This window comes from Streptococcus suis, from assembly GCF_002964045.1.
Classification (GTDB): Bacteria; Bacillota; Bacilli; order Lactobacillales; family Streptococcaceae; genus Streptococcus; species Streptococcus suis_U.
In genome coordinates, this window is sequence record NZ_POPB01000438.1 from 1 (window position 1) to 8,729 (window position 8,729).

Below are 8,729 nucleotides of genomic sequence, written 5' to 3' on the forward strand. Positions count from 1 at the left end.
TTTTTCTTTGTGTAGCATAGGAGAACCTCATAAGTCCTTTTTCTTATATTATACTCCTAAATACGAAGAAAAGCCCTTAGAAAATCAATTCTAAGGACTTTGTCTTCAGTCTGAAAATACAGCCATTTGGCTGTATTCTATAGTAATTCATTTAATGGTTTGAAAATAATACGCTCTAGATCAGCTACATAAGCTGCCAACTGCTGTTGTTTCGTAAAGTATTCAACCAAAATTGGATTTGCTTGAACTTTCTTATTGAAATCCAACATTGTTTTTTGATCATCTTCTGTTGGAATTTCACCTGCTTGAATTTTTTCTTGAATTCCTTTTTGGAAGGAAATGTAACTTTCTAAGATTTCTTTCGCCTCAGGATTGCCTTCAACGGAAATTTTAACCGCTTCTACTGCCTTATACTCAGGCAAGTTGCGAATAGCACGTTCCAATTCATTTGCGATATCATAGATATTTGTTGACATAACTTTCTCCTTTAATCATGGTAAATTTGATAATTCGTCTGCTCTTTCAAACGTTGAGCAGCTTGCTCTAATTGCATTTTATTTTTAAACGTAATTTGTAATATACCGTGTATATCTTCACGGTTTTCTTCGTTAATACGAATATTGACAATGGAAATTCCACGCAGGACTTCCAAGACCTTCAAAATCGTATCTTCCTCATCGGGAACGCTAAGGAATAAATCATAGAAGGAATCCACACCAGCCCTCTTATGAATTTCCATAGCCTTACGGGTCTGACGACCACGTTCAAAGAATTCCCAAATGGCTTCTTTATTCCCAGATTTCAAGACGGTTGAAACTTGCTTCAATCGGTTTTGAAACTCTTCAATTCTATCCAAAATCGCTTCTGGATTGGTCATGAGAATACTAGTCCACATACCCGGTTCACTTTCAGCAATCCGGGTCATATCACGAAAACCACCTGCCGCAAAATTATTGGTAAAGGGATGTTTTTGAGCATAATCCCCAGCCTGATTCATCAAACTAGAGGCCAAGACATGTGGAAAATGGGAAATCTGACTGGTGACCCTATCATGCTCCTCGGCATCAATTTGTACAAAGCGTGCTCCAGTCCCGGATAATAAATCGGTCAATCGAGGAACTGCATCTGCCTTGGTAGCCTGACAAGGCGTCATTATATAGTAGGCATTTTCAAACAAGTGGATGTCTGCCGCCACTGCACCTGACTTATGACTACCAGCCATCGGATGCCCGCCGATAAAGTTGATGTTCTTAGGTAAAAGGAACTTCTCCGCTGCAGTCACAATAGCTGACTTGGTTGAACCAGCATCTGTAATCAGAACCCCTTCTTTCAGGTTCATATGACTTAACTTTTCTATCAATTCAAGCGACACTTGAATAGGCACGCTCAGAAGAATGACATCTGCTTGCCCAGCCAATTCTACCAAATCATCTGATAGGTAGTCCACCATTTTTCGCTCAAGCGCAACCTGTGCAGAAGCTGGATTGGGTTCAAAACCTAGAATATGATAATCTGGATGCTGTTTACGGATACAAAGGGCGAGTGAACTTCCAATCAGGCCCAGACCGACAATCAAAATCGTTTTTTTCATTGATGACCTAGAAATTTCTAACGTAGTCACGGTGACTAGCCACAGCAGCTTTCAACTCTTCCATGTTATCAGAAGAGAATTTTTCCAGGATTTCTGTCGCAATGGTCGTAGCAACGACAGATTCCATGACCACACCTGCTGCTGGAAGTGCCGTTGGGTCAGAACGTTCCACAGTTGCCTTATAGGGCTCATGCGTATCAATATCGACAGACATCAGAGGCTTGTAAAGGGTTGGAATAGGCTTCATCACACCACGGATTACCAATGGCTCTCCATTTGTCATACCACCTTCAAAACCACCAAGATTGTTGGTTCTGCGTGTATAGCCATCTTGCTCAGACCAAAGAATTTCATCCATGACCTGACTACCTTTTAAGTAACCAGCTTGGAAACCAACTCCAAATTCTGCACCTTTAAAGGCATTGATCGATACAACTGCTTGAGCTAGTTTGGCATCCAATTTCTTATCCCATTGAACATAAGAACCCAGACCAACTGGAACTCCACCAACGATGGTTTCTACAACACCACCAATGGTATCACCATCACGTTTGATTTGATCGATATAGGCTTTGATTTCTTCTTCACGTTCTTGGTTGACAATAGAAACTACTGACTTGGCTGCACGTTCTCTGATTTCTGCAACAGTTAAACCATCTGGAACATCGATTTCCTTACCACCAAACACAACTACGTGGTTAGCAATTTCAATATCCAACTCAGCCAAGATTCGTTTGGCAACGGCACCAACAGCCACTCGCATGGTTGTTTCACGCGCACTAGAACGCTCTAAAGAATTCCGTAAATCATCAAAGCGGTATTTCATCCCTCCGACCAAATCAGCATGACCTGGACGTGGGTGTCTAATCCGACGCTTACTTTTTAGTTTATCATCGATGTCCTCAACAGCCATAATATCCAACCACTTTTGGTGGTCTTTGTTGGTTACATTGAGGGTAATTGGGGCACCCGTTGTCTTTCCATGACGGACACCTGCTGTAATCTCAACACGGTCTGTTTCAATCTGCATTCGACTGCCCCGACCGTAACCACCTTGACGGCGTTTCAAATCTGCATTGATATCCTCTGCTGTCAAAGGAAGACCAGCTGGAACTCCCTCAATAATGGCTGTCAAACGTGGTCCATGGGACTCACCAGCTGTTAAATAACGCATACTTAATTCTCCAAAATTTCCAAAAACTTACGTGTATTAGCCAAGGACATCTGTCCAGGAGCCGATACTTCATCCAAACTTGCAAATGTCCAACAAGAACCAGTAATCACACCAGCAATCCGAGTGATTTTTCCTAGTTCCCCCATAGCAATCGTCGCAAAAGTCTGTTCAGCATTCAAGGTCTTAAAGCCACGTGTATAGTTCATGACATCTAAGACATCCTGTTCACTATTGGCCAACACTGCCATCTTAACAACTGCGGGTGAAAGACTGGTCAATTCAGACATGATTTCCAGATAGTTGGCAGGTGTTTCATCAAAATTATGATAACTCAAGACAAGATTTGGGAATTCCAACATCTGATCAAAGACTGATTGATAAGAATAATACTCAAAATCAATATAGTCAGGTTGATAAATTGCTGCAACTTCTTTTATCAAATCAACATACTCTTGATCCGCCAAATCTAAATGACCACCCTCGCGTGTGGTACGAACGGTAAAAATAACTTCTTTCCCATTACATTTTTCAAAAATGGCAGGAGCGACTGTTAGGATTTCTTCTTTTGGAAGATAGTCAGCTCTCCACTCAATGAGGTCAGCTTCCGACAAACGCCCCACATCAATGGCCTCTACTTCTTCCAAATTTCTAGGCATAATAGGTACTACTATTCTCATTTTTCTACCTTTATCGTAAAGACCTTGAGGTAATTACTACTTTCATCATTTTTATTGATTGTAAAATCAGCTGGTAAACGATAGTCAGCAAGATAACGATGCTTTTGTGAACCAAACCCTTTTTCGATCTGCTGACGGAACTTTTCAACCGAAACATTTGCTGCATTGGTTGAGGCAATGATTATCCCATTTGGATTTAAAATCTCTAATGACTGGGAAATCAATTTATGGTAGTCCTTTGCGACAGAAAACGTCTGTTTCTTATTCCGAGCAAAACTTGGTGGATCCAAGACAACGACATCAAAATGAAGCCCTTTTCGTTTCGCATACTTAAAGTATTCAAAGACATCCATCACCACAAAGTGATGATTGTCTAATACTACACCATTAACCTTAAAATGAGCTTTAGAGAGTTCCCGAGATCGTTTCGCTAAATCTACAGAAGTTGTTTCTGTCGCTCCACCCATGGCTGCAGCGATTGAGAAAGCAGCTGTATAAGAAAACATATTGAGCAGGGTTTTACCGGTCGCTAGACCATCTACCAATGAACCTCGCACCTCATGTTGATCTAAGAAAATTCCAGTCATCAACCCATCGTTCATGAAAACCTGATAGGAAACTCCATTTTCAAGGACCGTAAAATACTCTGGCGCCTCTTGACCGTAAAGAAAGGCAGACTCGAAATCCAGACCTTTAAAGCGGATTTTCTCATAGGCTCCCTTCACTTCTGGAAAGACTATCTGAAAAGCAGCAATAATCGTATCCTTCATTGAATAAACAAAGGTGTTATACCAAGAAAAAACTGCATATTTATCATATAAATCAATCGTTACACCACCAAAATGATCACCATCTTGATTAAATAATCTAAAAGCATTGGTCAGATTAGATTGAAAAAAAGTCTGTCTTTTTTTTCTAGCTTTTTTAAATAAATGTACAAAAAAATCACTCGATAATTCCTTAACATCACTAGAAATGAACCAACCAATCCCCTTATTTTGTTGGGATAAATAGGCCTTACCCAAGTTCTGCCCAGTACTGGTGTACACATCTACTAGCTCATCAGTAGTTAAAGAAATACCAATAAAATCGGCACTATCCAGCAATTGGATACCTCTTTTTATCTTCTGTTCAGCAATACGGTTTACCTTTATTATCATAGAATTATTATAACATGATTCTGCATATATGCCAAAAAAACTCTAAACTTTCAAGCATATTTTAAAATTATGGTATAATGTACTGAGATTTAGAACCTATAATCACAAACGAAATGATTCTCTGTAAGAGCTCAAAATTGTGATGAAAAGTTCTCGGAAAGGACCATGAGGTTTTATAGTGAAAAAACAAATTGCACATGCTAAGGCATTGCTACAAACTAGACTTGGCTTTGTCCTTATTCTCCTATGCATTTATTGGTTTAAAACACTTTGGGCTTATTACATAGATTTCAGTTTAGATACCGCAGGTATATTTCAAAATATCATTGCCATTTTTAATCCAATTCCAATTGGTTTATTATTGATTGGCCTGGCACTTTATGTAAAGAATACAAAAGTGTTTTATGGGCTTGCCTTTGGAATTTATTTCTTACTATTTTCTTGGTTATTTTCAAATGCCGTTTACTATCGTGAATTTTCAGACTTTATTTCAATTTCAACTATGATGGCTACTTCTAGTGTTTCTGCTGGTCTGGGGGAGGCAGCCATTAAATTATTTAGACCTTGGGATATCGTTTATATTCTAGATTTTATTATTTTTGGCATTTTATTATCCCGTAAATTAATTCATTGGGATCACAAAGCTTTTCAAAAGAAAGCCAGCTTTGCTGTTTCTGCTTTTTCAGTTTTATTATTTTCCATAAATCTATTTTTTGCTGAAGTTGATCGTCCTGAATTGCTAACCCGTGGTTTTTCAAATACATACATCGTCAGAGCCCTAGGCTTGCCTGCTTTTCTAGGCTACAATGCCAATCAAACCTACCTGGCTCATAAAGATCGGTCTGGAGCTACTGCAAGTGACCTTGAACCTGTGAAGCAATATGTGACGGAACATTATGCCCAACCAAATGAACAATATTTTGGCATTGCCAAAGGCAGAAATGTCATCTATCTCCATCTGGAAAGCCTTCAACAATTTGTTATCGATTATAAATTGAATGTAAATGGAACTGAATATGAAGTAACACCGTTTTTAAATTCTCTATATCACTCCAACTCAACATTCGCATTTTCAAATTTCTTTAATCAAGTTAAGGCTGGAAAAACATCTGACGCTGAAACCATGATTGAAACATCCTTGTTCGGTTTGAACCAAGGTTCCTTCATGGTTCAGTACGGTGGAAGCAATACCCAGCAGGCAGCTCCATATATCCTATCACAAAATGGAGGCTACACCTCGGCAGTATTCCATGGTAACTCTGCAAGTTTTTGGAATCGGAACAACACGTATAAACAGTGGGGGTATAACTACTTCTTCGATCAATCTTATTTTTCAGAGGCTACTGCTGAAAATTCCTTCCAGTATGGTCTAAATGATAAAATCATGTTTGCTGATTCTATCCAGTATTTGGAACATCTGCAACAGCCATTTTATGCAAAATTTATTACAGTATCTAATCACTATCCTTATACAACAAGCCTGATTGGTGATGAAATTGGTTTTCCATTGGCGAATACCGAAGATGAGACAATCAATGGTTACTTTGCTACTGCGAACTACTTAGATTCTTCTATTAAAGCATTTTTTGATTATTTAAAGGCTACCGGATTGTACGAAAACTCCGTAATCGTTCTTTATGGTGATCATTATGGAATCTCCAATTCTCGCAATCCAGATCTAGCACCTTTACTTGGAAAGGATTCTCAAACCTGGTCAAATTTTGACAATGCTATGTTGCAACGAGTACCATATATGATTGTCGTTCCTGGTGCGACAAATGGTGGAATTTTTGATACCTATGGAGGTGAAATTGACGCCCTTCCTACGCTTGAACATCTTCTAGGAATTAAGGCTGATAATTATCTCCAAGTTGGCCAGGATATGCTTTCAAGTCAACATGATCAAATTGTTGCACTTAGGACAGCCGGTAGCTTTATTACACCCAAATATACCAGTTACGAAGGGAAAATTTACTATACTGAAACAGGTCTTGAAATCACCAATCCCGATGAGACGACCCAAAAAGAAATAGATACAATTAAGGAAGCTGCCGCTGCACAATTGGCCGCAAGCGATGCTATCCAAACCGGTGATCTTGTACGATTTTTTGATAATGGTTTACCAGCCTTAGATGCGAGTCAATTTAATTATATTGATTCTTTAGCTGCTGAAATTGCAATAGAAAACAAGCTTGGTTCGCAATCAACCAGCTTATATAGTAAAAATGGTAATAAATCAACTGTCGATTTATTCCATGCACCAAGTTACCTCGAACTACATGGTAGTAGCTCAACCTCTCTATCAACAAATTCGGGAACTGAAACATCAACAACCACTAGTACATCAAGCTCAGCCGAATAACAGAACATACAATCGTTACTAATTTTGCCACCTTTTAGGTTGGTCAAACAAAATAGAACTTAAAAGCCATCGAACATGAAATGTGTCGATGGCTTCTTTTTGAACAGTAAACAAAAAAAGAACTTAGAGATATTTCTAAGTTCTTCGTAACCGCCCAATAACAAAGTATATTGAAAAAAGGCTCCAAAGTCCTGTAGACTCTGGAACCTTTTTCTATTTACATGCTCTTTTAATTTTTTCCTTCCATGGCAAATAAGCCTCTAGCACTTCTTTTTTTGCGAGCGTCTCCTCATTAGGTAAGTGTTCTAGAAGATAGGTCATATATTTTTCTGCATCAAGGCCGTGTCGCTTAGCTGTTTCTAAAAGACTCAAAATGACAGCTGTCGACTTGGCTCCTTCAAAGCTTTGAGAGAACAGCCAATTTTTTCTGCCCATCACCAAGGTCTTCATAGCCCTCTCAGCCATATTGTTAGACAGGACTAAGTCACCGTCCGAGAGAACAGTTCGGAAGGTGGTTTCGTATTTGAGGCTATACTCCATTGCAGTACCCAATTTGGAGCCTGGTAAGACAGCCTGTTCACGGCACCAATCAAAGAACTCGTCCATCAAGGGAGCCAACTCTGTCTGTCGTTTATGCAGTCGCTCCTCAGTAGACAAGTCAGCCCAGTCATTCTCCAGGGCAAACAGGCGGTCGCAATAGGCTAACCCCTTAGCTCCTAAAGAAGTCTTGTCTGTCTTCTTAGGAGTCGCCTCAAAGAATTTTCTTCTGACATGAGCCCAACAGCCAACCAGCTGAGCCTTGTCTAACTGCCGATAGGCTGACCACATGTCACAATGAACGTAGCCCGCATAGTCCCCAAGAAATTCCTCCACAACCAAGCCACTCCGTCGTTTGTCATGATGATAGAGGGTAATTCCCTTTTTCTCATGCTTCCCAGACAAGAAGGTCCAGTAGAAGGTCAACTGGCTATCATTTTCTAAGACCTTGTAGGAAGTTTCATCCGCATGGAGAATAGGCTGTTTCAGTAATTTCTCGTGCAATAGGTTATAAATCGGCTCGAAATAATACTGACTAGACTTGATGTGCCAGTTGGCCATTTCCTTCCGACTGATGGGCAGACCAAGCTTATGCCAATCCTCTTCCTGACGGTAATTTGGCACCTTCAGATTGAACTTCTGATGAATGGTGTGGGCAATGATAGAGGCTGAACCCAAGCTGTGTGCCAAAGGTGCCTTTGGAATGGGAGCCTTGATAATCTTATCGCTTAGATTCTTCTGACTACATGCCTGACACTTGTATGCGTGTTGAACATGGTCAATCCGCTTTAATTGTGCAGGAATGAAGACCAACTCTTGTCGTTGAACAGTTGAACCAATCTCCTTCAACTGACCATGACAGTCTGGACAAGTGCAATCTTCACCCTGCAATTCGTGATGCACAATCTCTGGAGTAAACTGACTAAAAATAGCTTGACGAATTCCCTTAGTTTTCTTGCGTTTATAAGTGATGGTCTCTGTTTCAACTGGGTAAGTCGGCTTCTTCTTCAGGGAGACTTTCCTCCCCAAACAAGCTCAGCTGACCGGGTTGATACACAACCTTCTCTGATGATTTTCCGTAGAGTTTCTGTCTCAGATACTCAACCTGTTCACGAAGGAGGGTCAACTCGTTGGTCATGATTTCAATGGTTTTTGTTAGACTTTCAATCACTTTATCTTGTGTCTCCATGGACTTACCTCCTTCTTTTTATCTCATTATACACAAAAA

The 8,729-nt window shown here is 39.9% G+C and carries 8 protein-coding genes; 1 reads left to right on the forward strand and 7 read right to left on the reverse strand.

Annotated features, from left to right (window positions below):
* Positions 1-137: 137 nt before the first annotated feature.
* The 5 genes from C1E99_RS11220 to C1E99_RS11240 are packed head-to-tail and all read right to left on the reverse strand — an operon-like array spanning position 138 to position 4,602.
* Positions 138-476, reverse strand: coding sequence for a YlbF/YmcA family competence regulator (locus tag C1E99_RS11220; protein ID WP_105106833.1), 339 nt, complete (start codon positions 474-476; stop codon positions 138-140).
* Positions 477-487: 11 nt separating this feature from the next.
* Entirely contained in the window at positions 488-1,591 is a 1,104-nt protein-coding gene (locus C1E99_RS11225; RefSeq protein WP_105207595.1) for a prephenate dehydrogenase, read from the reverse strand.
* A gap of 7 nt (positions 1,592-1,598) precedes the next feature.
* The gene (gene aroC, locus C1E99_RS11230) at positions 1,599-2,765 is read right to left on the reverse strand and encodes a chorismate synthase (protein ID WP_105207596.1); all 1,167 of its coding nucleotides are present in this window, start codon (positions 2,763-2,765) and stop codon (positions 1,599-1,601) included.
* 2 nt (positions 2,766-2,767) lie between these two features.
* Positions 2,768-3,442: a type I 3-dehydroquinate dehydratase gene (gene aroD, locus C1E99_RS11235; protein ID WP_105207597.1), complete on the reverse strand. Its 675-nt coding sequence runs from the start codon at positions 3,440-3,442 to the stop codon at positions 2,768-2,770.
* Positions 3,439-4,602 carry a class I SAM-dependent rRNA methyltransferase gene (locus C1E99_RS11240; RefSeq protein ID WP_105207598.1) on the reverse strand — a complete coding sequence of 388 codons (1,164 nt, stop codon included), beginning with the start codon at positions 4,600-4,602 and terminating at the stop codon, positions 3,439-3,441. The genes aroD and C1E99_RS11240 overlap by 4 nt, the downstream gene beginning before the upstream one ends.
* 178 nt (positions 4,603-4,780) lie before the next feature.
* Between C1E99_RS11240 and C1E99_RS11245 the strand changes: the two genes are divergently transcribed.
* Entirely contained in the window at positions 4,781-6,964 is a 2,184-nt protein-coding gene (locus C1E99_RS11245) for an LTA synthase family protein (protein ID WP_105207599.1), read from the forward strand.
* A gap of 213 nt (positions 6,965-7,177) precedes the next feature.
* Here C1E99_RS11245 and C1E99_RS11250 read toward each other — a convergent pair whose 3' ends face one another.
* Together C1E99_RS11250 and C1E99_RS11255 are read right to left on the reverse strand one after the other, a co-directional pair.
* On the reverse strand, positions 7,178-8,530 hold the full coding sequence (locus C1E99_RS11250) for an IS66-like element short variant transposase (RefSeq protein ID WP_105207600.1): 1,353 nt from the start codon (positions 8,528-8,530) through the stop codon (positions 7,178-7,180).
* A complete protein-coding gene (locus tag C1E99_RS11255; RefSeq protein ID WP_105207601.1) occupies positions 8,484-8,690 on the reverse strand; it encodes a transposase in 207 nt (68 codons plus the stop codon). Before C1E99_RS11255 ends, C1E99_RS11250 begins: the two co-directional genes overlap by 47 nt.
* Positions 8,691-8,729 lie beyond the last annotated feature (39 nt).